Annotated in this window: 24 protein-coding genes and 1 other RNA gene; 8 read left to right on the forward strand and 17 right to left on the reverse strand. The window is 44.6% G+C overall.

The window, feature by feature from the left end:
* Positions 1 to 153: 153 nt before the first annotated feature.
* Positions 154 to 557, reverse strand: an RNA gene (gene rnpB, locus AACV12_RS05545) — RNase P RNA component class A.
* A 120-nt stretch (positions 558 to 677) separates the two neighbouring features.
* Complete coding sequence (gene rsmI / locus AACV12_RS05550) at positions 678 to 1,544, reverse strand: 16S rRNA (cytidine(1402)-2'-O)-methyltransferase (protein ID WP_170900025.1); 867 nt, start codon at positions 1,542 to 1,544, stop codon at positions 678 to 680.
* Positions 1,545 to 1,613: 69 nt separating this feature from the next.
* Here rsmI and AACV12_RS05555 point away from each other — a divergent pair, with 69 nt between their 5' ends.
* The 4 genes from AACV12_RS05555 to AACV12_RS05570 are packed head-to-tail and all read left to right on the forward strand — an operon-like array spanning position 1,614 to position 4,941.
* Positions 1,614 to 3,419 carry a penicillin-binding protein activator gene (locus tag AACV12_RS05555; RefSeq protein ID WP_029388462.1) on the forward strand — a complete coding sequence of 602 codons (1,806 nt, stop codon included), beginning with the start codon at positions 1,614 to 1,616 and terminating at the stop codon, positions 3,417 to 3,419.
* Positions 3,406 to 3,774: a YraN family protein gene (locus AACV12_RS05560; protein ID WP_017046509.1), complete on the forward strand. Its 369-nt coding sequence runs from the start codon at positions 3,406 to 3,408 to the stop codon at positions 3,772 to 3,774. The genes AACV12_RS05555 and AACV12_RS05560 overlap by 14 nt, the downstream gene beginning before the upstream one ends.
* Positions 3,775 to 3,777: 3 nt before the next feature.
* Positions 3,778 to 4,368, forward strand: coding sequence for a phosphoheptose isomerase (locus tag AACV12_RS05565; protein WP_010318025.1), 591 nt, complete (start codon positions 3,778 to 3,780; stop codon positions 4,366 to 4,368).
* Between the two features lie 3 nt (positions 4,369 to 4,371).
* Positions 4,372 to 4,941 carry a BON domain-containing protein gene (locus AACV12_RS05570; protein ID WP_017042658.1) on the forward strand — a complete coding sequence of 190 codons (570 nt, stop codon included), beginning with the start codon at positions 4,372 to 4,374 and terminating at the stop codon, positions 4,939 to 4,941.
* An 86-nt stretch (positions 4,942 to 5,027) separates the two neighbouring features.
* On the opposite strand, the gene sspB is transcribed toward AACV12_RS05570, so the two are convergent.
* The 8 genes from sspB to zapE form a co-directional block, all read right to left on the reverse strand.
* Positions 5,028 to 5,507, reverse strand: a complete 480-nt coding sequence (gene sspB, locus AACV12_RS05575; protein ID WP_170900026.1) for a ClpXP protease specificity-enhancing factor — start codon at positions 5,505 to 5,507, stop codon at positions 5,028 to 5,030.
* Between the two features lie 9 nt (positions 5,508 to 5,516).
* A complete protein-coding gene (sspA, locus tag AACV12_RS05580) occupies positions 5,517 to 6,152 on the reverse strand; it encodes a stringent starvation protein SspA (RefSeq protein ID WP_026027272.1) in 636 nt (211 codons plus the stop codon).
* Between the two features lie 97 nt (positions 6,153 to 6,249).
* Positions 6,250 to 6,987 (reverse strand): cytochrome c1, encoded by a 738-nt coding sequence (locus AACV12_RS05585; protein ID WP_017046506.1) that lies wholly within the window; start codon positions 6,985 to 6,987, stop codon positions 6,250 to 6,252.
* Entirely contained in the window at positions 6,984 to 8,249 is a 1,266-nt protein-coding gene (locus AACV12_RS05590) for a cytochrome b (RefSeq protein WP_017046505.1), read from the reverse strand. Before AACV12_RS05590 ends, AACV12_RS05585 begins: the two co-directional genes overlap by 4 nt.
* Positions 8,249 to 8,845, reverse strand: a complete 597-nt coding sequence (petA, locus tag AACV12_RS05595) for a ubiquinol-cytochrome c reductase iron-sulfur subunit (RefSeq protein WP_010318038.1) — start codon at positions 8,843 to 8,845, stop codon at positions 8,249 to 8,251. Before petA ends, AACV12_RS05590 begins: the two co-directional genes overlap by 1 nt.
* A gap of 326 nt (positions 8,846 to 9,171) precedes the next feature.
* Positions 9,172 to 9,564, reverse strand: a complete 393-nt coding sequence (gene rpsI / locus AACV12_RS05600) for a 30S ribosomal protein S9 (protein WP_010318040.1) — start codon at positions 9,562 to 9,564, stop codon at positions 9,172 to 9,174.
* A 15-nt stretch (positions 9,565 to 9,579) separates the two neighbouring features.
* Entirely contained in the window at positions 9,580 to 10,008 is a 429-nt protein-coding gene (gene rplM, locus AACV12_RS05605; protein ID WP_013856066.1) for a 50S ribosomal protein L13, read from the reverse strand.
* 237 nt (positions 10,009 to 10,245) lie between these two features.
* On the reverse strand, positions 10,246 to 11,352 hold the full coding sequence (zapE, locus tag AACV12_RS05610; RefSeq protein ID WP_170900027.1) for a cell division protein ZapE: 1,107 nt from the start codon (positions 11,350 to 11,352) through the stop codon (positions 10,246 to 10,248).
* A gap of 144 nt (positions 11,353 to 11,496) precedes the next feature.
* Between zapE and zapG the strand changes: the two genes are divergently transcribed.
* The 3 genes from zapG to degS all read left to right on the forward strand — a co-directional run bounded on the left by zapG (position 11,497) and on the right by degS (position 14,628).
* Positions 11,497 to 11,940 carry a Z-ring associated protein ZapG gene (zapG, locus tag AACV12_RS05615; protein WP_013856064.1) on the forward strand — a complete coding sequence of 148 codons (444 nt, stop codon included), beginning with the start codon at positions 11,497 to 11,499 and terminating at the stop codon, positions 11,938 to 11,940.
* A 116-nt stretch (positions 11,941 to 12,056) separates the two neighbouring features.
* Entirely contained in the window at positions 12,057 to 13,421 is a 1,365-nt protein-coding gene (locus AACV12_RS05620; RefSeq protein ID WP_026027948.1) for a Do family serine endopeptidase, read from the forward strand.
* A 142-nt stretch (positions 13,422 to 13,563) separates the two neighbouring features.
* Positions 13,564 to 14,628: an outer membrane-stress sensor serine endopeptidase DegS gene (degS, locus tag AACV12_RS05625; RefSeq protein WP_026027274.1), complete on the forward strand. Its 1,065-nt coding sequence runs from the start codon at positions 13,564 to 13,566 to the stop codon at positions 14,626 to 14,628.
* A 71-nt stretch (positions 14,629 to 14,699) separates the two neighbouring features.
* Here the strand turns inward: degS and parC are convergent, their stop codons facing one another.
* The 6 genes from parC to nudF form a co-directional block, all read right to left on the reverse strand.
* A complete protein-coding gene (parC, locus tag AACV12_RS05630) occupies positions 14,700 to 16,976 on the reverse strand; it encodes a DNA topoisomerase IV subunit A (protein ID WP_017042665.1) in 2,277 nt (758 codons plus the stop codon).
* Positions 16,977 to 18,860 (reverse strand): DNA topoisomerase IV subunit B, encoded by a 1,884-nt coding sequence (gene parE / locus AACV12_RS05635; RefSeq protein ID WP_017042666.1) that lies wholly within the window; start codon positions 18,858 to 18,860, stop codon positions 16,977 to 16,979.
* Between the two features lie 212 nt (positions 18,861 to 19,072).
* Positions 19,073 to 19,669, reverse strand: a complete 597-nt coding sequence (gene yqiA, locus AACV12_RS05640) for an esterase YqiA (protein ID WP_013856059.1) — start codon at positions 19,667 to 19,669, stop codon at positions 19,073 to 19,075.
* Positions 19,659 to 20,480 (reverse strand): 3',5'-cyclic-AMP phosphodiesterase, encoded by an 822-nt coding sequence (gene cpdA, locus AACV12_RS05645; RefSeq protein WP_013856058.1) that lies wholly within the window; start codon positions 20,478 to 20,480, stop codon positions 19,659 to 19,661. The genes yqiA and cpdA overlap by 11 nt, the downstream gene beginning before the upstream one ends.
* A gap of 47 nt (positions 20,481 to 20,527) precedes the next feature.
* A complete protein-coding gene (locus AACV12_RS05650; protein ID WP_017042669.1) occupies positions 20,528 to 20,962 on the reverse strand; it encodes a DUF1249 family protein in 435 nt (144 codons plus the stop codon).
* Positions 20,950 to 21,579 (reverse strand): ADP-ribose diphosphatase, encoded by a 630-nt coding sequence (gene nudF, locus AACV12_RS05655; RefSeq protein ID WP_170900028.1) that lies wholly within the window; start codon positions 21,577 to 21,579, stop codon positions 20,950 to 20,952. Before nudF ends, AACV12_RS05650 begins: the two co-directional genes overlap by 13 nt.
* Positions 21,580 to 21,813: 234 nt before the next feature.
* Between nudF and tolC the strand changes: the two genes are divergently transcribed.
* Positions 21,814 to 23,121 (forward strand): outer membrane channel protein TolC, encoded by a 1,308-nt coding sequence (tolC, locus tag AACV12_RS05660; RefSeq protein WP_170900029.1) that lies wholly within the window; start codon positions 21,814 to 21,816, stop codon positions 23,119 to 23,121.
* A gap of 92 nt (positions 23,122 to 23,213) precedes the next feature.
* On the opposite strand, the gene hldE is transcribed toward tolC, so the two are convergent.
* A complete protein-coding gene (gene hldE, locus AACV12_RS05665; RefSeq protein ID WP_017050463.1) occupies positions 23,214 to 24,644 on the reverse strand; it encodes a bifunctional D-glycero-beta-D-manno-heptose-7-phosphate kinase/D-glycero-beta-D-manno-heptose 1-phosphate adenylyltransferase HldE in 1,431 nt (476 codons plus the stop codon).
* Positions 24,645 to 24,676: the final 32 nt, after the last annotated feature.

The following is a 24,676-nucleotide window of genomic DNA, read 5'->3' on the forward strand; positions in this document are numbered from 1 at the left end:
CAAGTATTCAGTTTACTGATTTAACGCCGCATCGCTACCACTTGACGTTGGCATCACGTGATATTGCGCTAAGTTTAGTGCTTACGAAATAATTTTCGTCAATAAAAAGCAAAAAACCCATCATAACCGCAAGAGTTATGATGGGTCTGCAATAGGTGGAGTTGACGTATAAGCCGGGTTCTGTTCCGCTTGCGCGGCAGTAGCCATTCGTCTAGGCCAGCAATCACTCACTGGCTCAAGCAACCTACCCGCTTCCTTACGCGAGCAACGCAATGTGGAAGCCTATTTGGTCTTGCTCCGGGTGGAGTTTACCTTGCTACGAACTGTTGCCAGACGCACGGTGCGCTCTTACCGCACCCTTTCACCCTTACCTGTGCTCATTCCGAAGAAATTGGGCCATCGGCGGTCTTCTCTCTGCTGCACTTGTCGTAGGCTTTCGCCCCCCAGGCGTTACCTGGCACCCTGCTCTATGGAGCCCGGACTTTCCTCCCCTCCATCAGTCTCCCCAGCACAAGGCTAAAGGACATCAATGAAGCAGCGACTACCCAGTCAACTCCGAGGGCGGATTGTATAGAGAAAGATAGGTACTGTCTAGGCTCAAACAACTTCTGTGTTTAATTCACGCTTAAGCGTTTAATTATCCATCGATTTAAAACATCAAGATGCCGCTGGCTAATTTAAGCAGATAGGTTTTCAAGCCCCCACTTATAAAGGGCATTTTTCTTAAGGTTATAAATTTCAGCCGCCAATGCGGCCGCTTTTTTCAGAGGCAGCTCTTTTGTCAAAATCGCTAAACTGCGCAACGCTTCGTCCGGCAAGCTATCGTCCACGCTTTCTCTGTAACCATGGATCAGTAACACCATTTCACCACGCTTGCGGTTCTCATCTTCATTAATCCAATTAATCAGTTCGCCTAACGGCAAACCTTGAATCGTCTCGAAGGTTTTGGTGAGCTCGCGGGCTAGCACCACGTTACGATCTGGCCCTAAGATAGCTAACATATCTTGCAGTGATTCGCTAATTCGGTGTGGTGACTCATAAAAAATACAGGTGCATTCAGCCTTAGCGATCTCTAGGAATTTATCTTTACGCCCTTTGCTTTTCGGCGGCAAAAAACCTTCAAAACTGAAACGATCAGAAGGCAAGCCTGATGCACTGAGCGCAGTAATCACAGCACAAGCGCCCGGAAGTGGCACAACTCTCACACCAGCTTGACGACATTGATTGACAAGATGGTACCCTGGATCACTGATCAGTGGCGTTCCTGCATCAGAAACCAACGCAATAGATTGCCCTGATAATAATTTATCGACTAACACTTGTGCTTTTTGCTGTTCGTTGTGATCATGCAAGGCAAAGGTTTTAGTCTGGATATTGAAGTGAGCGAGAAGTCTGCCAGTATGGCGTGTATCTTCCGCAGCGATAACATCAACACTTGAGAGTACTTCAATGGCTCGCTGGGTAATATCACCCAAATTGCCAATTGGCGTAGGAACAATGTAGAGAGTTGGGATCTCTGCTGGCAAGGTTTTGCTATCTGTCATTTGTTTACCATCACTTCAACGATTAATATAGAGACAATTTTACACGGAATAACGAAAGAACTCATGGCTATGAAGAACCATCCGAGACTCAGTGTACCACGCTTATTCACGCCCGTTGCATTAGCAATGGCTTTGGCGGCGTGTTCGTCTTCACCGTCGACGCCCACCTCAGTCGATATTACGCAAGATCCCACCAAGTCAGCGCAAACTTACTTGATGCAAGCAGATAGTAGCCAAGGTTCACTGCAAAATGATTGGTTGATCATGGCTCTTAAAGCCGCCATTAACGAAAACAACAGCGAACAAGCGCAACTGTTGATTATGCGCTTAGCCAAACAGTCGCTCTCTGAAGCGCAACAAGCTGAATGGCAAATGGCTAAGGCGCAGTTGTTGAGTAATGCGGAACAGTTTTCACAAGCGCTCTCTCAGCTTAATTTTCAGGCTTGGTGGAAGCTAAGCCCTGAAACATGGGCTCAATACCATCAAATGCGCGCCGATATTTTTACCGCGCTCAGCCGCCCTTTTGATTCAAGTAGGGAGCTTATTGCATTAAGCACTTACGTTGATGATGCCGAGCAAGAGGCGATTGCTGATCAAATTTGGCTCAATTTCAATCACTATAGCGAGCGTGAAATTACCCAATTAAATCCAGAGCCTAACGAAAACGTGCTCGATGGCTGGCTACAACTGGCTGTATATATGAAAACGCTCAATAGTAATATTCCGCAGTTGAAGAATACGCTCGAAAAATGGCTTGCGGAAAACAGCAATCACCCAGCGGCTCGTTATACACCTAAAGCGATACAAGATATTTTAGCGCTGGAAATCATCAAACCCACTAACACCGCGTTGTTACTTCCTCTTTCCGGAAAATTTGCCACGCAAGCTCAACTGATCCGTGATGGCTTTATCATGGCGATGATGAATGACCGTAACCGTGACCTCAATGCTACCTTGACTGTGATTGATACCAATGCCGAAGACGCCGCGCTCATAGACAAGCAACTGATTGAAAAAAACATTGATTTCATTGTTGGGCCACTCATCAAAGAGAACATCGAGAATCTACATAAGCTTCAACAAGCACGCTTAGCTTCTATCCCTACGCTGGCGTTGAATATTCCAGACCAAATTGAAGATCACCCCAACACTTGCTATCTTGCACTTTCGCCAGAGCAAGAGGTTGAACAAGCCGCTAAGTATCTGTTTAGCCAAGGCTATCAGTACCCTTTAATACTCGCTCCTCAAGGTAATTACGGCCAGCGTGTAGTAGAAGCGTTTAACGCAGAATGGCAAAAATACAGCAAGAATAAAGTATCGGTGAACCTATTTGGTGATAAGCGTCAATTGCAACGCAACATTAACTCAGTATTTGGTCTGCAAGATAGCCAACAAAATATCGCGCAAATGGATGCGTTGATGGGTATTGATTTACAAAGCCTGCCCCGCAGTCGTCGTGATATCGATTCGGTTTATATCGTGGCTAACAGCGCAGAATTGACTTTAATTAAACCCTTTATCGAGGTCGCAATTAACCCTGACACTAAGCCACCTAAACTGTTCTCAAACTCTCGTAGTAACAGTGGTAACACACAGTATGAAGACCTCTCTGGTGTAACTTATAGCGATATTCCATTACTCATTCATCCCAATTCAATGCTGGATAATGAAATGAACCAATTGTGGCCAAAGAACTCCAATAGCGAGCGACGCTTACAAGCATTAGGTATGGATGCTTATCAGTTAATGATTGAGTTACCACAAATGAAAGTCGTCGAGGGGTATAGTATCGATGGCAAAACAGGCACATTAAGTATTGATGAGCAATGCGTGGTACAGAGAGAGATCAGTTGGGCGGTGCATGGCGCTCTTTAGTCGCCGCGCAGTTGGTCAACAGTATGAAACCGCAGCCAAACACTATTTATTAGGTTGTGGTTTGGCTTTTATTGAACAAAACTTCAATACCAAAGTCGGTGAAATCGACCTCATTATGCGAGATAAAAACACCTTAGTGTTCGTAGAGGTTAAATACAGAAAAAACCAATGTCATGGGCATGCCGCAGAAATGGTTACTACCGCAAAAATGGCAAAGTTGATGAAAACCGCGAATTTATGGCTACTGAAACATGGCCTATCGCCCTATGACACCGATTTTCGTTTCGATGTGATCGCCATCCACCAAGATGTGCACCACATTGAGTGGATTAAAAACGCAATAACTCAAGGATAAACGATGCTCGACAGCATTAAAGACAGTTTTACCGAAAGCATCCAAATTCAAATTGCGGCTGCTGAAGCACTACCCCATGCGATCACGCATGCTGCACAAGCCATGGTGGCAACGCTACTTAACGGTCATAAAATTCTCTGTTGCGGTAATGGTGGCTCTTCGGCCAATGCCCAGCTTTTTTCTTCTTGCTTACTGAACCGTTTTGAAACTGAACGCCCGAGTTTACCCGCCATTGCATTAACCGCAGACAATACCACGTTAACCGCAGTTGCTAACGACTATCACTACCAAGAAATATTCTCGAAACAGGTACGTGCATTTGGTCAACCTGGTGATGTTTTGTTGGCTATTTCAACCAGTGGTAACAGCAAAAACATCATTAAAGCGATGGAAGCGGCTGTGACTCGTGATATGACGATTATCGCTCTCACAGGCAAAGACGGTGGAGAAATGGCTGGTCTTCTAGGTGAAAATGATGTGGAGATCCGCATCCCCTCGCAGCGGACGGCTCGAATCCATGAAGTTCATATGGTCACCCTACACTGCTTATGTGACTTGATTGATCAAGTCCTTTTCCCTTCTCATGAAGAATAGACAATGAATAGATTAAAACTTTCACTCATTCTACTGTTGAGCTTTGCTGTATCAGGTTGTGCAGGAGTTATCCTTGCTGGCGCGGCGACAACAGCGAGCCTAGTAACAGACCCTCGAACCACTCAAGAAATTTGGAATGATAATAACATCGAATTTGAAGTAGCAGGTATCGCCAATAAAGCCCCCTTTAACGGAAAAACTCGCATTACGGCCAGTTCTTATCAAGGGATTGTCGTATTGATGGGACAAGCTGAAAACTCCGGATTACTCAATGAGTTTGAAAATAAAGCACGTGAGACAAAAGGGGTCAAAACCATTCATAATCAAGTCAGAATAAAAGCGCCTTTATCAATTGGCGAAATCAGTAACGACAGTTGGATTACGACTAAAGTAAAATCAGCGCTGTTGGCCAATTCTGAACTGAACACAATCAAAATCAAAGTAATCACAGAAAATAGAGAAGTATTTTTACTTGGCTATGTCTCGGCAGAACAGGCTAATCTAGCCAGTGATATTGCCCGAAACATATCAGGCGTAAAACAGGTGATTAAGGCATTTCAATACAGCGAATAACCTCGGTTATCCTTTGTTTTTTTTAGAAAAAAAGCAGCGAATATCGCTGCTTTTTCGATCATGACTGCTTAATGTGTGAAAATGAGTTACTTAATAACTCTTAAGCTTGGTTTTCCCTTCGGCCGAGAGGTTTCTTGTGCTCGAGTCTCTGATAATTCCTCATCTTCTTGAGAAGCAACGCTTAACATCGGCTCTTGTTCAGATTCCTCTGTTATGCCCGCTTCTAGATAAGGGATATAGGCCTCTTCAGGTTCAAACATAGTACCTGCACCGTTTTCACGTGCATAGATAGCTTGCACTGCGTACAAAGGCACTATGACCGAATGAGGACGTCCACCAAAGCGAGCATTGAACGTAATCGCTTCATTGCCAAGCTCAAGGTTACCTATCGCTCTTGGGGCAAGATTAAGGATAATTTGTCCATCTTGCACAAACTCCATCGGCACTCGTACACCCGTAAGAGTGGCATCCACAACAACATGAGGAGTCAATTCATTTTCTAATAGCCAATCATAAAATGCTCTAAGCATATAAGGTCGGCGAGGAGTCATTTGAGAGATATCCATCAAACTGCCTTAACGAACTAAACGCATCTCACGTTCAGCTTCTGTTAAAGAAGCCAAGAATGAATCACGCTCAAAAACACGATTCATATATACTTTAAGCTCTTTAGAGCCAGGACCAATCAGATCAATACCCAAAATAGGTAAGCGCCATAGTAATGGAGCTAAATAACAGTCAATGAGGCTAAACTCTTCACTCATGAAATATTCGTATTCCGCGAACACAGGACCAAGAGTAAGCAGATCATTGCGTAATTTATTACGAGCTGCTTCTGACTCTTCCGCATTACCCTTCACGACTTTCTCAGCCAGTGAGTACCAGTTTTTCTCAATACGGTAAATCATCAAACGGCTATTACCACGAGCCACAGGATAAACAGGCATCAGCGGTGGATGAGGGAAACGCTCATCTAGGTATTCCATGATGATCTTTGAGTCATAAAGAGCAAGCTCACGATCAACTAACGTTGGTACTGTCTTATATGGGTTTAGCTCAATAAGGTCAGCTGGCAGATTGGTTTCATCAACTAATTCTACTTCAACACTGACACCTTTTTCCGCTAGAACAATACGTACCTGATGACTATACATATCAGATGCACTCGAAAATAGCGTCATCACAGAACGTTTATTGGCAGCTACAGCCATGGAGCCCTCCAGCACACTTACAGATATAAAAACAATGGAGGCCAAGCCTCCATTGAAGATTCTAAAAATTAGAAATTAACGCCGCATGGTAGCACAATTAATGCACATCACGCCAATATTCTTTCTTCAATAGAACAACCACGATAGTAAATAGCACAAGGAATGCCATTACCCACCAACCTAAAGTTTGACGTTCAAGCTTGACTGGTTCTGCTGAATATTCAAGGAAGTTAACAATGTCACGGACCGCTTGATCATACTCACTTTGGCTCAGCTCACCCGTTCCATCAGACTCGGCACCAATAACAGCCTTGACTTCCTCGCCATTGACAAGATGAGTACCATAAACTGGTTGTGGGATCCCTTGTAGCTCTTCAAGCACATGAGGCATACCGACACTTGGGAATACGATGTTGTTTACGCCAAAGGGCCGGCTAGGATCGGCATAAAATGAACGAAGGTAAGTATACAACCAATCTGTTCCTCGAACACGAGCCACAAGCGTTAAATCTGGTGGTGGTGCACCAAACCATTTCGCTGCCGACTTATCTGGAATCGCATTCTCCATCAGTTGACCAATTTTGGCATTCGGATCAAAAATCAAATTCTCTTTCATCAAATCCGAGGGAATATTCAAATCATTCGCTACACGCTCATAACGCTGGTACTGAGTTGAGTGGCAACCAAAACAGTAGTTCATGAATAGCTTTGCACCATGCTGCAGTGATGCTTGATCTGTTAAATCATTATTTGCTTTATCTAAATGTACATTTGCGCCAGCTGCCAAAGCAAGAGATGGCAGCATTGCAAACAAAATTACAATCCACTTTTTCATTTAAATGTCACCCTCTCTGGTAATGGTTTCGTTGCTTCATTTTTGCTGTAGAAGAACAACAAAACAAAGAACATGAAGTAACCAACGCTAAATATACGTGCAAGCATTGTGTAAGTGGCTGTCGCAGGTAACGCACCTAAAACACCTAACGCAATAAAGCAGATAGTGAACTGAATAATATTGATTAAGTGGAACTTACTACGATAACGGTAAGAACGAACCTTACAACGATCCAGCCATGGCAATAAGAACAACACCACAATCGATGCACCCATCGCAGCCACACCAATTAACTTATCAGGAACAGCACGTAAAATTGCATAGAAAGGCGTGAAATACCAAACAGGTGCGATGTGTGCTGGCGTTTTTAGTGGGTTTGCCGCTTCAAAGTTAGGCGGCTCAAGGAAGTAGCCCCCCATCTCTGGGTTAAAGAACAACACATAACAGAACAGGATTAAGAAACCGGCTACACCAATAAGATCTTTCACTGTCCCGTAAGGATGGAATGGAATCGAATCAATGATGTCGTATTTCTTGGTGTAGTAGTCGTGAAATTTAAACTGCGTTTTATAATCATCGCCCATCGACCCTTTTGGTACTTTGGTTTCGATACCGTCAGGGTTATTAGAACCGACTTCATGCAGTGCTAATATATGGAGAACAATTAGCAACAATAAAACAATAGGTAAAGCAATCACATGCAGTGCAAAGAAACGGTTCAGAGTGGCACCTGAAATAACGTAGTCACCACGTATCCATAGAGTTAAATCATCACCGATAACGGGGATTGCACCGAACAAAGAGATAATAACTTGCGCTCCCCAGTAGGACATTTGTCCCCATGGTAGCAAGTATCCCATAAAGGCTTCGGCCATCAACACTAAGAAGATCAGCATGCCAAATAGCCATAGCAGTTCACGAGGCTTCTGATAGGAACCGTAAATTAAGCCACGGAACATATGTAGATAAATCACCACAAAGAAAGCTGAAGCGCCAGTGGAGTGCATATAGCGCAGTAACCAACCATACTCAACATCACGCATTATGTATTCAACAGATGCAAAAGCCCCTTCACCTGATGGCACATAGTTCATGGTTAGCCACACACCAGTGAGCAGTTGGTTAACAAGAACCAACATGGCTAACGATCCAAACAAATACCAAAAGTTAAAGTTTTTCGGCATTGGATATTCAGATAGGTGTTTTTTGTAAGCGTTCATTGCAGGTAAACGCTTTTCTACCCAATCAAGTAAAACTTGCATTATGCAGCCTCCCCGGTCTCATCTAATCCTATGACAATACGAGTATCGCTAAGATACATATATTGAGGGATAACCAAGTTTAGTGGTGCCGGAACACCTTGAAAAACTCGACCCGCCATATCAAATTTCGAACCATGGCAAGGACAGAAAAAACCAGATTTAACCCCTTGAACTTGTTCACTAAAAGAATCAGGCAAATAAGTAGGTGAACAGCCAAGGTGAGTACAAATACCCACAGCAACGAAATATTCAGGTTTAATCGATCGATAAGCATTTTGCGCATAATTAGGCTGCTGCTGCTCATCCGATTGAGGATCTCGAAGTTGGTTTTCGATATCTTTTAGCCCATCGACCACTGATTGAGAACGACGAACAACCCAAACAGGTTTTCCTCGCCACTCAACACGAACCATTTGCCCCTCTTCAAGTTTACCGATTTCAACTTCAACGGGGGCTCCAGCCGCTTTGGCTTTGGCACTTGGGTTCCAAGATTTAATAAAAGGAACGGCGACAGCAGCGGCTCCTAACCCTCCGACAACGGCTGTTGTCGCGGTTAAGAAACGTCTGCGACCGTTATTTAAAGGCGCATTGCTCATCCAAACATTCTCCCATTTGCTCCCTGTGGATTATTATTATTCCGCTTATCAAGAGCATGGCTAACAAAATACGAATCTAGTTGTATTTATTTGATGGCAAATCATAAATAAAACCCTACTTTTTGACAAGATAAAGCTACCTTTTCGTAACATTCGTGAAGTAAATCGCACGTGAGGTCACAAAAGGAAGATTAAAGAGCAACAACCAAATGATGTGATTAAAAAAGTGAGTGTTTGCTAACACCAAAAAACAAAAAGCCCGGTATAAATACCGGGCTTTTGAACCACAATCCAGTAACACTGGAAGCGAATCTTTTGAAAAAAGATTAACGCTTAGAGAATTGTGGTTTACGACGTGCTTTACGCAGACCAACTTTCTTACGTTCAACGCAACGAGCGTCGCGAGTAACGTAGCCAGCTGCACGTAGAACAGGACGTAGTGATTCGTCGTATTCCATTAGAGCGCGAGTGATACCGTGACGGATAGCACCAGCTTGACCAGAAATACCACCACCTTTAACAGTGATGTATAGATCTAGTTTCTCAGTTAGTTCAACTAGCTCAAGAGGTTGTTTAACAACCATGCGAGAAGTTGGACGACCAAAGTAAACATCAAGGCTACGCTTGTTGATTACAATGTTGCCGCTGCCTGGTTTAATAAAAACGCGTGCAGCTGAGCTTTTGCGACGGCCAGTGCCGTAGTATTGATTCTCTGCCATTTTCGAAATCCCCAATTAGATGTCTAGTACTTTTGGTTGTTGAGCAGCATGGTTGTGCTCAGCGCCAGCGTAAACTTTCAGCTTACGGTACATAGCACGGCCTAGAGGACCACGTGGTAGCATACCTTTAACCGCTAGCTCAATAACCATCTCTGGCTTACGAATAATCAGCTTGTCGAAAGTGATTGATTTTAAGCCGCCTGGAAATTCAGTGTGACGGTAGTAAGTTTTAGCTGCTGCTTTGTTACCAGTTACAGTAACTTTCTCAGCGTTTACAACGATGATGTAATCACCAGTGTCTACGTGAGGAGTGTATTCAGCTTTATGTTTGCCACGTAGGCGAGATGCAATTTCACTTGCTAGACGACCTAGAGTTTTACCCTCAGCGTCTACGATATACCAGTCGCGTTTTACAGTTTCTGGTTTAGCAACGAAAGTTTTCATGCTAATAATAACCCGTTAAATAAAATTTACACTAAAAGGAGCATTAAAATGCCCCCACTGTCTAAGAGTCCAAAGTTGCCCCTTCGAGCGTTTGGTTTCTCTCGGCCTCTCGTTTCACAGAAACAGGCCTGCAGTAACGGTGGGTCGCAGGATTATAGGGAAGTCAGTAGAAAAAATCACCTCTTTTTGAACAAAATCACGAATTTTTTATTTTGCTTTAAAAGTGTTCGGATTGAGCTAGGCCAGATGTTCCCTTGATAAATACTCATGACTTTGCATTTCAATTAACCGCGACTGACAACGTTTGAATTCAAACTCCAGTTGCCCATGCAGATACAGATCGTCCAGCGCCACTTCGGCGGAGATAATTACTTTGACATGTCGTTCGTAAAATTCATCAATCAACGCAATAAAACGCCGCGCTGCATCATCGATGGCGCGATCCATTTGCTTCACATCAGCCAGCAGTACTGTATGGTAAATTTTGGACAACTCAATGTAATCGTTTTGGCTTCTCGCCGTTTGGCATAACTGTTCAAATGTCGCATGTAAAATACCATCACTAGCCTTTACAACAGGGAGGGTGCGATGGTTGATTTCAATCTCACTGCGTGCTTCTTTTTTCTCGTCACCAACCAATTGCCGATAGTAATGTTGTAAATTGTGGCTTGCTGCTTCATCCAATGGATAGTGGTAAATTTCCGCTTGCTCTAATGTTCTTAAGCGATAATCAATGCCACTATCGACGTTCAACACATGACAGTGTGATTCAATCAAAGCAATTGCAGGGAGAAAGCGTGCTCGCTGCAAGCCGTTGCGGTATAAGTCGTGCGGTGGAATGTTCGATGTCGCCACTAAGATAATACCGCGCTTAAACAGTGCTTGAAACAAGGTACCCAAAATCATCGCATCGGTAATATCTGATACAAAAAATTCATCAAAACAGATAATTTCCGTTTCAGACTTTAAAATATCGGCAACCTTTTCTAAGGGCTCTTCAACTCCAGCCAGCGCCTTCAGCTCATCATGAACTCGATACATAAAACGGTGGAAATGCACTCGCATTTTGCGAGTGGTTGGCAGAGCTTCAAAAAACGTATCCATTAGATAGGTTTTTCCTCGCCCGACACCGCCCCAAAAATAGAGCCCTTTAGGTAAGTTAGGCTGTTTAGGTTGGCGGCCAAGCCATTTGGTCCAAACCGCGGAGGGCTTAACTGGTTGGTTAAGATAATCCTGAAACTGATGGTAGAGTAAATCCAGCGCATCGACGGCGCTTTCTTGGGCAGAGTCTCGCTGAAAACCGAGTTTTTTTACATCGTGTTCATATCGCTGTTTTGGTGTCATGACCGCCTACTGCACTAAAGAAAATGGAAACTGCTATTTCGTGTATTTCGCTTTATTGGCTAGAGCAGTCATAGTAACATGTCCAAGCGACGTGTGTAACCAACAGGTAAAAAACATGTTAAATAACAACAATAAGGAGCTGTTATGCCTTGGATATATGCCATTGTAGGCTTGCTAGTAGGGGCCGTGTTGGGAATGGTCATTTCACGATTGACTACGCCTCAATATAAAAACCAAAAGTCTCTACAAAAAGAATTAGATAACGCGAAATTTAGTTTGGAACAACAACGCCAAGAATTGTCGGATCACTTTGCTCAAGCAGCAGAAATACTCGATACACTAGGTAAAGATTATACAAAACTGTATCAACACATGGCCAAAACATCGTCCGAAATTTTGCCGAATATGCCAGAGCAAGATAACCCATTTATCAAAAAAATCGCTCTGCATAATGATACAGATAAAAGCAACGATGACATTTTGGAACAGCCACCGAAAGATTATGCCAATGGCGCAACAGGGCTTTTTAATACCCCCAAAAAAGAGATCATTCATTCTGCAGACGTGGTTAAGGTGAAAGCCGTTTAATCTGAATTCATGAACTTTATAAAGGTTTTTGAGTCATAAACCTCACGAGAGTGTTGAAGTTTTGTCTTTCGTACAAATATTAAACTTCGAACACAGTTATTCCAAAGGAGCTTATGATGAAAAAACCTTTACTTCTTTTAACCGCTCTATCCTTAAGTTTAAGTTCAATCATCACCCCACTACCCGCAATGGCAGCGCTACCCTTTTCTGTCAGTGGTGAGCCATTGCCGAGCTTAGCACCGATGCTAGAGCAAGTGACACCGGCGGTTGTGAGTATCTCAGTTGAGGGAACTCAAGTTTCCCATCAACGTTTACCCGAGCAGTTTCGATTTTTCTTTGGTCCTGACTTCCCAATCGACCAATCGCAAGAGCGGCCATTTAGAGCATTAGGCTCTGGTGTCATTACTGACGCAGACAAAGGTTATGTTGTGACTAATTATCACGTCATCGATGGCGCTGATAAGATTCGCGTCAAATTATACGACGGCCGAGAATACGATGCGGAGCTCGTCGGTGGCGATAAAATGTCCGATGTCGCGCTGATCAAACTAAAAAAAGCAAAAAATTTAACCCAAATTCGTATCGCGGATTCAGACAAACTGCGTGTAGGTGATTTCACGGTCGCGATCGGGAACCCGTTTGGTCTTGGTCAAACGGTGACTTCCGGCATTGTTTCTGCGCTAGGACGAAGTGGACTTAATCTTGAAAACTTTGAGAACTTTATTCAGACCGATGCCGCGATTAACAGTGGCAACTCTGGTGGTGCCTTAGTCAATCTCAATGGTGAATTGATTGGGATTAATACCGCGATTCTTGGGCCGAATGGTGGCAACGTTGGGATCGGTTTTGCAATACCATCAAATATGATGAAAAACTTGACCGAACAGATCTTAGAATTTGGTGAGGTAAAACGTGGCGTGCTCGGCGTTCAAGGGGGTGAAATAACCTCTGAACTGGCTGAAGCGCTAGGCTATGAGTCAAGTAAAGGGGCGTTTGTTAGCCAAGTTATCAAAGATAGCGCCGCCGATAAAGCAGGGATCAAAGCGGGTGATGTCATCACAGCTATTAATGGAAAAAACGTTTCTACCTTCAATGAATTAAGAGCCAAAGTGGCAACATTAGGTGCAGGTAAAAAAATCACAATCGATGTTATCCGCGATGGTAAAAGCAAAACCTTCGACGTAACCTTGAGTGAAAACAACACCACAACCAAAGCAGAGCAACTTCACTCGGGGTTGACTGGTGCGGCACTGACCAATACGACGGATCAAGACCCAATCGCTGGCGTTAAAGTGACTGCTATAGAGAAAGGGTCAGCGGCAGAAGCGTATCAACTACAAAAAGAGGACATCATCATTGGTGTTAACCGCCAACGAGTGAAAAACCTCGCACAATTACGCGAAATTTTGGAGAAAAAGCCGAGCATACTTGCGCTGAATATCCAACGAGGTGATAGAACCATTTACTTGGTTATTCGCTAATTAGTGAGAATCTCTTGTCGAGCGATCAGGGCAGCATTTGAATGCTGCCCTTTTCTTATTCAATCATGTAGTGCTATTCTTCCTCTCTCAAGCTCAGGTGTAAAATAAGCTGAGTATATAGCGGGTTTTGTTTGGGGAAGATATGCTTAACTTTTTACTTCGTTCAGTGGGGCTTGGGCTTCTCGCTGCTGTTGTTATTTTACTAGCGGTTCCCTCGCTACGTTCAAATGTTCTCCCGCAAATCGCGGCCGAAGAGTCTCCCAATGCGCTCTCTTTGCAAATTTCGTTTAACCAAGCCGTTCGCCGCGCCGCACCTGCTGTAGTCAATATTTACAACCAAAAATACACCGAAAGCGATCGCAGTAAACTGTCGATTCAAGGGTTAGGCTCTGGTGTAATTGTGAGCGAGAAAGGGTACATCATTACCAACTATCACGTAGTAGCCCAAGCCGACCAAATCGTAGCGGCCTTACAAGATGGCCGTCTCGCAGCAGCGCAATTAGTAGGCAAAGATCGACGCACGGATATCGCAATTTTGCGAATCGAAGGAACGAACCTTCCCGTTATTCCACAAAATCCCAATTACTCGGTGAAAGTTGGCGATGTGGTACTGGCCATTGGCAATCCATACAACCTTGGACAAACCACTACTTTTGGTATCATTTCTGCCACTGAACGTTCATCAGTCAGTACCGATGGACGTCAAGCTTTCATCCAAACTGATGCGGCCATTAATGAAGGCAATTCCGGTGGAGCTTTGGTCAACACTCAAGGAGAGCTCGTAGGTATTAACACGGCTTCGTTTCAACAAGCAACTGAAATGAAAACCGATGGTATATCATTCGCGATTCCTTACAAATTAGCCAACACCATTATGGAAAAAATCATTGCTGATGGACGCGTGATTCGCGGCTATATCGGTATTGATGGGCAAGATATTACTCCAGTAACATCTCGCTTACTTGGCAGTGAACATATTGGCGGCATAGTTGTGTTGGGCATTGACCCCAATGGCCCTGCGGAAACGGCTGGTTTTAAAGAGCGGGACATTATTCTAAAAATTGGCGGTAAAAAAATTAATGGTCGCAAGAGTGTGATGGAAATTGTCACTGACTTGCGCCCAGGTACCGTTGTCGATGTGCTTATCTTACGTAAAGGTGAAGAGATGACACTTCCCGTGACAATTGTTGAAGACCTACGCGAATAAACTAAGCCACCAAAAACAAAGAGACATAAAAAAGCCCCCAACTCACGAAGGGGGCTTTTATTTATAGACTTTTACTCTTGCTCAAGATCTGAATCACTAAGTTCTGATTCAATCTCAATCGCAGTAACACGTTGTAGCCCTCTCGGCAGTAAGCTACCTCGACGTCCACGCTCACCACGGAAGTTCTCTAGATCGCTGGCTTTTAAACCAAGTTTGCGTTTGCCGGCATAGAGCGTAATAGCCGCTCCTTGAGGCAAGGAGATTAAATGTGACACAAACTCTTCACGCTCTTTGGACTTAGCCGCAGGAATATTGATTATTTTGTTGCCTTTGCCTTTGGTTAGCTGTGGTAAATCTTTGATTGGGAATAGCAACATTCGCCCCTGATTCGTGATCGCTAAAATGTCATCAGACTCCAAATTACCGATGGCCTGCGGCGTCATTACCTCTGAGTTCTCAGGCAAATTAACTAAGGCTTTACCACTACGGTTTTTCGACAGCAGTTCACCACCTTTACACACAAAACCATAACCGGCATCCGAGCCCACTAACCAGAGTTGATCCTCTTCCCCCATCACTACTTGGCGAATAGACGAGCCCTCTGTGATGTTGAGACGACCCGTAATCGGCTCACCTTGACTGCGCGCCGAAGGTAGCGAGTGAGCTTCAAGCGAATAACTTCGACCATCGCTACCCAAGAATACGACCTGTTGATTGCTCTTACCACAAGCATGAGCCAAATACTGATCGCCGGATTTATAGCTCAAACTTTGGCAATCCACATCATGCCCTTTGGCATGACGTACCCAGCCTTTTTCCGAAAGCACAACGGTGATCGCTTCACTTGGCACAAGGTCACGCTCAGTCAACGCTTTAGATTCAGCTCGCTCAATCAGTGGTGAACGGCGATCATCACCGTACTTCTCAGCATCCGCTTTGATCTCTTTCTTCAACAATGTGTTCAAGCGACGCTCAGAACCAAGCAACTGCTCTAATTTTTCGCGCTCTTTGGCAAGCTCATCTTGCTCACCACGAATCTTCATCTCTTCAAGTTTGGCTAAGTGGCGAAGTTTGGTATCTAAAATCGCATCGGCTTGAATAGCACTAATACCAAACCGGGCCATCAGTACCGCTTTAGGTTCATCTTCAGTACGAATGATTTCAATCACTTCATCAATATTCAGATAAGCAATGAGCAAACCTTCCAAGATGTGCAAACGCGCCATGACTTTATCAAGACGGTACTGTAAGCGGCGGCGAACCGTGGTGCGACGAAACTCAATCCACTCAGAAAGAATGGTCACTAAACCTTTCACTTCAGGACGATTGTTTAAGCCAATCATGTTCAAGTTAACACGGAAGCTTTTCTCTAGATCGGTTGATGCGAACAAGTGGCTCATCAACAAGTCACAATCTACGCGGTTAGAACGCGGCACAATAACAATACGCGTAGGGTTCTCGTGATCCGATTCATCGCGTAAATCTTCAACCATTGGCAATTTCTTCGCGCGCATTTGGTTAGCGATTTGTTCGAGCAATTTAGCGCCTGAGACTTGATGAGGTAATGCTGTGATCACAACATCACTCCCCTCTTTATGCCAAACCGCGCGCATTTTGATACTGCCGCGACCTGAGCGATATATTTTCTCAATTTCAATTCTGGGTGAAATAATTTCCGCTTCGGTCGGATAATCTGGCCCTTGCACGTACTGCATCACATCATGCAGTTGCGCTTCCGGGTTATCGATCAGGTGAATCGTCGCATCGGCAATTTCACGCACATTGTGTGGCGGGATATCGGTCGCCATACCCACCGCAATTCCCGTGACGCCATTGAGCAAAATATGAGGTAAACGCGCCGGCAGCATTTGTGGTTCTTGCATTGTGCCATCAAAGTTAGGCTGCCAATCAACGTTGCCTTGTCCAAGCTCACCCAGTAAAACTTCAGCGAATTTAGACAGTTTCGCTTCGGTATAACGCATCGCCGCGAAGGATTTTGGATCGTCCGGAGCACCCCAGTTACCTTGACCATCCACCAGTGGATAGCGGTAAGAAAAGGGTTGTGCCATTAATACCATCGCTTCGTAACAGGCCGAATCACCGTGCGGGTGGTATTTACCGAGCACGTCACCAACGGTACGCGCTGATTTTTTGTACTTGGCTGACGCCGAGAGTCCAAGCTCCGACATCGCATAAATAATACGTCGCTGTACCGGTTTTAAACCATCGCCAATATAAGGCAGTGCGCGGTCCATGATGACGTACATCGAATAATTGAGATAGGCGTCTTCAGTGAACTTACGCAGCGGCAGTTTCTCAACACCATCAAAGGTTATTTCAGTTGACATTTATTGCACCTCTGCCATATCGCCATAACGTTGCAACCATGCGCGGCGGTCATCTGCTCGCTTTTTACCTAGCAACATGTCCATCATTTCATCCGTTGCTTCAGCATCATCAATGGTCAGTTGCACCAAGCGGCGCGTGTTTGGATCCATCGTTGTTTCACGCAATTGAAGCGGATTCATTTCACCCAAACCTTTAAATCGCTGGACGTTGATTTTGGCTTTTTTCTGGCTAAGTCGCTCTAAAATGCCCTCTTTTTCAGCATCATCGAGTGCATAAAAGACCTCTTTGCCACAGTCGATCCGATACAAGGGAGGCATAGCAACAAAAATGTGGCCCGCTTTGACTAGTGCTCGGAAATGTTTGGTAAATAAGGCACAAAGCAAGGTGGCAATATGTAAACCATCAGAGTCAGCATCCGCGAGAATGCAGATTTTACCGTAACGCAATCCATCGAGATCGTCGTTATCAGGATCAATCCCAAGCGCAACAGAGATATCATGCACTTCTTGTGAAGCCAGCACTTGGTCTGCCGACACTTCCCACGTATTTAAAATTTTCCCACGCAGTGGCATAACCGCCTGAAATTCGCGATCGCGCGCTTGCTTAGCACTGCCACCTGCTGAATCCCCTTCGACAAAGAAGATTTCCGTGCGGCTCAGGTCTTGCACTGAACAATCGGTCAATTTACCGGGGAGCGCGGGGCCCGATGCGATTTTTTTCCGTACCACTTTTTTGCTGGCTCGCATGCGGCGATGCGCATTGGCAATGCACACTTCGGCAAGTAATTCAGCGAGTTGTGGTTTTTCATTCAGCCATAAACTAAAGGAGTCTTTTATCACACCTGAAACAAAAGCCGCGGTTTGACGTGAAGAAAGGCGCTCTTTGGTTTGCCCTGCAAACTGTGGGTCTTGCATCTTAACCGACAACACATAAGAACAGCGGTCAAAGACATCTTCACCAGTTAACTTAACGCCACGCGGCAACAGGTTGCGGAATTCACAGAATTCACGCATCGCATCGAGCAACCCTTGGCGTAAGCCGTTAACGTGCGTACCACCTTGTGCGGTCGGGATTAAGTTAACATAGCTTTCAGTGATCATCTCACCACCTTCAGGTAGCCAAATCACTGCCCAGTTGGCCGCTTCAGTTTCAGCGACAAACTCACCCGTAAATGGCTCTTCGGGTAATAAGGTGTAACCCTTTACGCCTTCTGCGAGATAATCTTTTAAGCCGTCTTCGTAGTACCAACGGTGCTCAAGATTGTTAACCTTATCACTAAAGGTGATCTCGAGCCCCGGGCAAAGTACCGCTTTAGCGCGCAAATTATTGATTAGGCGAGTCACTGAAAAGTTAGGCGAATCAAAGTAGCTGGTATCGGGCCAAAAGTGGACACTGGTCCCTTTATTGCGACGACCACAGGTGCCAGTTACCGTCAATTCCTCGACTTTATTACCGTGCTCAAACGCCATTTCATAGATTTGCCCATCACGGCGAACGGTCACTTCCACACGCTTGGATAGGGCATTCACTACGGAAATACCTACCCCATGTAAACCACCGGAGAACTGGTAGCTTTTGTTTGAAAACTTACCACCCGCATGCAATTTACAGAAGATAAGCTCAACGCCTGATATTTTCTCTTCAGGGTGAATATCAACAGGCATACCACGCCCATCATCGATCACTTCAAGTGATTGATCTGCGTGGAGAATAACTTGTACCTTGGAGGCATATCCGGCTAGCGCTTCATCGACACTGTTATCGATAACTTCTTGGCCTAAATGGTTAGGTCGCGCGGTGTCCGTATACATCCCAGGTCGGCGACGTACTGGTTCTAAACCATTAAGAACTTCAATGGCCCCAGCATTATATTGTTCAGTCATAATACGGAATGCTTTTATAGATAAATGATTCGTTACTTTTTCGGCAGTTTATCAATGATGTGCTTGTGATTAATTAACGACAACAACGCTGATTTTTTCAGCATTACAAACTGCAAAAGTATAGGTAGAACATAGTCTGGAAGAGCCTTGCTTATGTCAAGCGAGATAAGTAAGTTACAGGTAAAATTATGACTCCCCCCTCAATGAATCGGTCAGAGATCTAGGAATTCGATGATTTGTCGCGGATATCGCTCAAAGTTAACAAAACTATGATCGCCGCCAAATTCAACCGTCTGTTTTGCTCCCGCCAATTTAGCGACGGCTTGACGGTAATCTAAGACTTCATCACCCATTTGTTGCAACAACCAAAATGACGTGACGTCATTAATTTTAACCTCTAATGCTTTGAGCTCTTCAATATGTTTCGCCTCTAGCCGATAGTGCTCTTGCGTGTAGGGGTTGACTTGTTCGCCTAAAAAATTGACCAATAATTCATACGGTTTGATTGCTGGGTTTATCACCACGGCACGAAAACCAAACAAATGGTTTAACCAAATAGACAAATACCCGCCTAATGAACTCCCCACCAGCGCAATACGATATTGATCTTGATGTTGATGAATAAGATCAAGTAGATATTCCGCAGCTTGCGCGGGAAAACTGGGTAACTTAGGCACCATCACTTTGATATCAGGACGCTGCATTTGGCAATACTTCACCATCACTTGTGCTTTGTGCGACAGCGGCGAGCTATTAAAGCCGTGAATATAAAGCAGCATAGGTTGACGAGTAGGCATCTCAGTATCCATTAGCGTTAAAATCCGGTTGGAATGCGCCGTTAGCTAAACGTTTGACTTGAGTTTCTATTTGACCATCAGCAGATAGCGTCAATTCACGCCATCCTGGGGAAGTGCGATCCAAAGCAAAATCATCTGAATTGGGCTTAAATTGTACACAGGTCGAGGGAGTGGCCATCACTCTGACACCGTGATGGAGTTTATCCATATTTTGATGAACATGACCACACAGGACGGCTTTCACATTGCGATGTTGCGTGACGATATTCCAAAAAGCATCGCTGTCTTTAAGGCTATGTTGATCGAGCCAGGCGCTCCCCACCAATAGAGGATGATGATGCAGCACAATCAAGGTGTGTCGCTGATGGTGCGTCGATAATTTTTCGTCAAGTAAAGCCAATTGTTGATCGCTCAGCCGTCCGTGCGGTACGCCCACCACTTGAGAATCGAGCATCACCATCTGCCAGTGTTCACCGAGTAATACATGCTCCGACTGTTGAATCTGCTCTGACGGGAATACGGCGCCCATATTAGGTTTAAAGTCGTGATTACCGGGAAGCCAAAAACAAGTTTTTTCTAATGAGGAAATACCACGAGAGAAACGAAGATAAGACTCAGCACTATGATCTTGCGAGATGTCGCCCGTGGCTAGAATTGCATCAAATTCAACATGTTGTGCGCAAATCTCTGCCACAACAGCATGAAAGCTATCTACCGTATTAACACTCAACAGGCTGCCATCATCCGGCGCAAACAGATGCGTATCGGTAATTTGTAGCAGCTTGATGCTGTCTGAATTGTCTAGAGTTGGCGACACGTTCAAAATTTATTAATCCAAATTGAATGACTAATTTTCATCTATGACGAAGACTAAATTGGAGCTCGACTAATCCCGTGCTTTAAACAGAAAGTAAGCCAATCGCCTAAAAAGCGATTGATTTGCGCTTTCTCATCTTTTTGCATCATTTGTTCATTCGGGTAATCATAGCGAGCTTTGATCTGATTTATCCGCGCACTTGCACACACTTCAGAAACACGTGCATCGTGGTAAAGCCTGACAGACATCGACGGTAATGGAAATACTGAAACGTCATCACTCTGACAAATCTCCACTAAAGTTGTGTACTTTGTGACCTCTAGCACTTGTAATTGATAGGTCATTTGAGCAGCCTGATAACAGCGTAAGTCACCCACGCTCGGCTGACTTGGTAACAAAGCGTTCAATTTCGCGTAGTTAGTTTCGTACACACGCATTAGTTCCGATAAATCAACGTGATACGGTTTTTTCAATGCTAATTCTGCCATTGCAATTGTAACTGTTGATAGTTTAGCTCTAACCATTGTAAAGCGATAATTGAGGCACCATTCTCAATTTGGCCGTTTTTCACTAAGCGGTAAGCCTCTTCACGGCTCATGACATGAACTTTGATGTCTTCACCTTCATAGTCAAGCCCATGTACGCCTTTAGCTTGCGTTGCATCGATTTCACCAACAAAGACGTCGAGTAATTCAGAGCATCCACCAGATGATGGATAATAAGAGCTAATTTTTTCGATTCGGTTCACTTCAATTCCCGCCTCTTCCATCGCCTCTCGACGGATAACCTGCTCGGACGTTTCATCAGGGTCGATGACTCCAGCAACAATCTCCAGTTGCCAAGGATGGGCGTGCTCTAGTGCTCCAACTCGAATTTGCTCTATAATCACGACTTCATCACGCGCAGGATCATAAGGAAGCATAGCCGCAGCATGACCTCTTTCAAACATTTCTCTTTCAATCTCCTCACTCCATCCACCTTCAAACAACTTGTGTTTAAAGCGGTATTTCACCATGCGGAAAAAACCTTGGAACAGTGTTTCTTTTGAAATGACGTCCACATCTTGGGGCGTAAAAATGTTGTACCGTTTGTCAGACTGCTGCATTTGAAACCTCGCTCAGTGAATCTCATAGTTTAATCATGGAATTCATCCATCACCAAGGATATTGCTCAACTTTTTATATAAATTTTATATTTATTTTTAAACGAGCATCGAATTTTATTGCACAGATGGACAGTTATGTGTAAAAAAGTGCAAAGTTTCGAGTGAATTACCACCAATTTAAGTTAAACTCCTTAAAAGTAACCTTCTTACATATTAAGGCAGGGAATAGGACCAATGAAAAAACTGCTTCCACTATTCATCAGCGCAGCATTAGGCAGCCTGAGTTCTTCAGTATGGGCGGATACTCTTACTGAAATCTATAATCAAGCCAAAGAAAATGATCCTCAGCTACTGAGCTCTGCAGCTCAACGTGATGCTGCATTTGAAGCGGTAACATCTAGCCGTGGCGATCTGTTACCACAAATCAACCTGACCGCTGGTTACAATATCAACCGCAGTGATACTGATTCACGTGAAAGCGATAAGCTCACAGCAGGCATCAGTTTCTCTCAGCAGCTTTATCAACGTTCAAGTTGGGTTTCTTTAGACACGGCAGAAAAGAATGCACGCAAAGCGGATTCTGCCTATGCGGCCACCCAGCAAGGTCTAATTTTACGCGTTGCACAAGCCTATTTTGAAGTGCTTCGCGCCAAAGATAACTTAGCATTTGTCCGTGCAGAAAAAGCGGCAGTGGCTCGTCAATTAGAGCAAACGAAACAACGTTTTGAAGTCGGTCTTTCTGCGATTACTGACGTGCATGATGCACAAGCGCAATACGATGGCGTGCTTGCTGATGAAGTTTTGGCAAAAAATAGCCTCACCAATAGTTATGAAACCTTGCGTGAAATTACCGGCCAAGAACATTCTGATTTAAGTGTGTTGGATACTAATCGTTTTTCAGCCAGCAAAACAACGCAGCCGATTGATGCTCTGCTTGAAGAAGCCCAACAGAAAAATCTCTCTTTGCTGACCGCTCGTATTGCTCAAGATGTCGCGAAAGATAATATTTCATTAGCAAGTTCAGAGCACTTACCCTCACTGACTCTTGATGGCGGCTACAAGTACGGTGATGAAAGCAACGATAACAGCAACTCTCAAGGGGATTACAACGATTTCAATGTTGGGATCAACCTTAATGTGCCGCTGTACACCGGTGGAAAAACCACGTCGAAAACCAAACAAGCTGAATTTGCGTACGTTGCTGCAAGCCAAGATTTAGAACAGACGTATCGCAGCGTTGTGAAAGATGTACGCGCATTTAACAACAACATCAATGCCTCTATTGGCGCTTTACGTGCTTATGAACAGTCAGTTATTTCAGCGAAATCAGCACTGGAAGCGACCGAAGCAGGGTTTGATGTCGGTACGCGGACTATTGTTGATGTGCTTGATTCAACGCGCCGTCTCTACGATGCGAATAAAAATCTCTCTAACGCACGTTATGACTATGTGCTGAGCGTACTGCAATTGCGTCAAGCAGTAGGCACCTTGAGCGAGCAAGATATTTTAGATATCAACGCTGGCTTAAAAGCAGACAGCTAAAAAGTAAAAGCCGCTGACAATTCAGCGGCTTTTTTGTATTTTTTGTAGTGGTTGGCTCATTTTATACAAATGCCAAAGGACGCGACGCGATGTTAGCCTCTGCCGCCTTTAATTGCTTCAATAATTTCTGTGGTTGAGCAACCATCTTCAAAGTTCAACACTTTGACTTCTCCACCCGCAGCAATCACTTCTTCACCACCGGCGATATCTTCAGGTTTATAGTCACCACCTTTCACCAGTAAGTTAGGTAGTACAGCCGCAATCAAACGCTGTGGCGTATCTTCAGAAAAAGGAACCACCCAATCGACAGCGCCCAATGCAGCCAGTACCGCCATGCGGCGATCTGTTGTATTGACTGGGCGACCTGGGCCTTTTAAACGCTTAACCGACTCATCCGTGTTAACGGCAACAATCAGGCGATCGCCCAATTTGGCTGCGTGGTTAAGATAAGAAACATGTCCTGCATGCAAAATATCAAAGCAACCATTGGTCATCACCACCTTTTCGCCCTGAGCTTGAGCCACTTTTACCGCATCAATTAAGGCTTGTTCACTGATGACACCATAATCAGTATCTTTGCTACCGTGAACCGCTTCCGCTAGTTCAATGGTTGAAACGGTTGAAGTGCCCAATTTCCCAACCACAACACCCGCCGCCGCATTGGCTAATGCGCACGCTTCATCAAGTGGTTTACCTGCTGCAACTGATGCTGCAAGCACTGAAATCACCGTATCTCCAGCGCCCGTTACGTCATACACTTCTTTGGCTAATGTTGGTAAATGGAATGGCTTCTGATTGCGTTGTAACAGTGTCATGCCATGTTCGCTGCGAGTCACCAACAGTGCGCCAAGATCAAACTGTTCAATCAAGGCAAAGCCTTTTTCTACTAGCTCTTGCTCTGTTTTTACTTTGCCTACGACCTGTTCAAATTCAGACATGTTAGGTGTGAGCAATGTTGCGCCACGATAACGTTCGAAATCGGCTCCTTTAGGATCGATAAAAACGGGAATGTTGGCTGCACGTGCTTTTTGGATTAATTGCTGCACATGCTCTAATGCGCCTTTGGCGTAATCGGACAAGATCACCGCTTTTACTTTCGGTAACGCCAGCTCCATGCGAGATAAAATCAGTTCTGGATCGGTGTTCTCAAACTTATCTTCGAAATCCAAACGGATCAGTTGCTGGCCTCGGCTTAGCACGCGTAATTTTGTAATGGTTGGATAATTTGGCAGAGCAACAAAATCACAACTCACTTTCAACGCTGTTAACGTTTCAGTCAGAACGTTAGCAGGCTCATCCACGCCAGTTAAACCAACAATGTGCGCATGACCGCCCAGCGAAGCAATGTTCATTGCAACGTTTGCCGCGCCGCCTGGACGTTCTTCGCTATTCTCTACTTTTACTACAGGAACGGGGGCTTCTGGTGAGATGCGACCAGTTGGGCCATACCAGTAGCGATCAAGCATCACATCGCCAATAATCAATACACCTGCATCATTGTAGTCAGGTAGGATTGGTTTCATTGTGGATCTCCAATTTTTGTTATTGCGCTGAG

The organism is Vibrio sp. 2-2(8) (genome assembly GCF_963888495.1).
GTDB classification, from domain to species: Bacteria; Pseudomonadota; Gammaproteobacteria; order Enterobacterales; family Vibrionaceae; genus Vibrio; species Vibrio anguillarum.

Coding starts and splice junctions, on each gene's coding strand:
- nudF (WP_170900028.1), bottom strand. CDS start 21,579: ATGCAGCAGTCTGACAAACGGTACAACATTTTTACGCCCCAAGATGTG.
- rpsI (WP_010318040.1), bottom strand. CDS start 9,564: ATGGCAGAGAATCAATACTACGGCACTGGCCGTCGCAAAAGCTCAGCT.
- sspA (WP_026027272.1), bottom strand. CDS start 6,152: ATGGCTGTAGCTGCCAATAAACGTTCTGTGATGACGCTATTTTCGAGT.
- AACV12_RS05565 (WP_010318025.1), top strand. CDS start 3,778: ATGCTCGACAGCATTAAAGACAGTTTTACCGAAAGCATCCAAATTCAA.
- degS (WP_026027274.1), top strand. CDS start 13,564: ATGCTTAACTTTTTACTTCGTTCAGTGGGGCTTGGGCTTCTCGCTGCT.
- yqiA (WP_013856059.1), bottom strand. CDS start 19,669: ATGGATACTGAGATGCCTACTCGTCAACCTATGCTGCTTTATATTCAC.
- AACV12_RS05570 (WP_017042658.1), top strand. CDS start 4,372: ATGAATAGATTAAAACTTTCACTCATTCTACTGTTGAGCTTTGCTGTA.
- tolC (WP_170900029.1), top strand. CDS start 21,814: ATGAAAAAACTGCTTCCACTATTCATCAGCGCAGCATTAGGCAGCCTG.
- AACV12_RS05620 (WP_026027948.1), top strand. CDS start 12,057: ATGAAAAAACCTTTACTTCTTTTAACCGCTCTATCCTTAAGTTTAAGT.
- parE (WP_017042666.1), bottom strand. CDS start 18,860: ATGACTGAACAATATAATGCTGGGGCCATTGAAGTTCTTAATGGTTTA.
- rplM (WP_013856066.1), bottom strand. CDS start 10,008: ATGAAAACTTTCGTTGCTAAACCAGAAACTGTAAAACGCGACTGGTAT.
- parC (WP_017042665.1), bottom strand. CDS start 16,976: ATGTCAACTGAAATAACCTTTGATGGTGTTGAGAAACTGCCGCTGCGT.
- AACV12_RS05590 (WP_017046505.1), bottom strand. CDS start 8,249: ATGCAAGTTTTACTTGATTGGGTAGAAAAGCGTTTACCTGCAATGAAC.
- petA (WP_010318038.1), bottom strand. CDS start 8,845: ATGAGCAATGCGCCTTTAAATAACGGTCGCAGACGTTTCTTAACCGCG.
- AACV12_RS05555 (WP_029388462.1), top strand. CDS start 1,614: ATGAAGAACCATCCGAGACTCAGTGTACCACGCTTATTCACGCCCGTT.
- AACV12_RS05560 (WP_017046509.1), top strand. CDS start 3,406: ATGGCGCTCTTTAGTCGCCGCGCAGTTGGTCAACAGTATGAAACCGCA.
- hldE (WP_017050463.1), bottom strand. CDS start 24,644: ATGAAACCAATCCTACCTGACTACAATGATGCAGGTGTATTGATTATT.
- zapG (WP_013856064.1), top strand. CDS start 11,497: ATGCCTTGGATATATGCCATTGTAGGCTTGCTAGTAGGGGCCGTGTTG.
- AACV12_RS05585 (WP_017046506.1), bottom strand. CDS start 6,987: ATGAAAAAGTGGATTGTAATTTTGTTTGCAATGCTGCCATCTCTTGCT.
- AACV12_RS05650 (WP_017042669.1), bottom strand. CDS start 20,962: ATGGCAGAATTAGCATTGAAAAAACCGTATCACGTTGATTTATCGGAA.
- rsmI (WP_170900025.1), bottom strand. CDS start 1,544: ATGACAGATAGCAAAACCTTGCCAGCAGAGATCCCAACTCTCTACATT.
- zapE (WP_170900027.1), bottom strand. CDS start 11,352: ATGACACCAAAACAGCGATATGAACACGATGTAAAAAAACTCGGTTTT.
- sspB (WP_170900026.1), bottom strand. CDS start 5,507: ATGGATATCTCTCAAATGACTCCTCGCCGACCTTATATGCTTAGAGCA.